Source organism: Enterobacter sp. ENT02 (assembly GCF_019219165.1).
Lineage (GTDB): Bacteria > Pseudomonadota > Gammaproteobacteria > Enterobacterales > Enterobacteriaceae > Enterobacter > Enterobacter mori.
This window is the reverse complement of sequence record NZ_JAHUWD010000029.1, coordinates 1-292: the sequence shown is the minus strand read 5'-3', so window position 1 is coordinate 292 and position 292 is coordinate 1. Positions and strand designations below refer to the sequence as shown.

Sequence of the window (292 nt, the reverse complement as noted above, 5' to 3'; positions counted from 1 at the left end):
ATCCCGCATAGCTCCACCATCCTTTTACTGCGAACACAAGAAAACTTCAGAGTGAACCTGAAAAGGTGCACTGCGAAGTTTTGCTCTTTAAAAATCTGGATCAAGCTGAAAATTGAAACGACACACAGTTAATGTGTGTTCGAGTCTCTCAAATTTTCGCAAGTCGATGATGAATCGAAAGAAACATCTTCGGGTTGTGAGGTTAAGCGACTAAGCGTACACGGTGGATGCCCTGGCAGTCAGAGGCGATGAAGGACGTGCTAATCTGCGAAAAGCGCCGGCGAGGTGATAT

Annotated in this window: 1 rRNA gene; it reads left to right on the top strand. The window is 45.9% G+C overall.

From position 1 onward, the window contains the following. Positions 1-200: 200 nt before the first annotated feature. Positions 201-292 (top strand): 23S ribosomal RNA (locus KW829_RS22770); the annotation flags it as partial.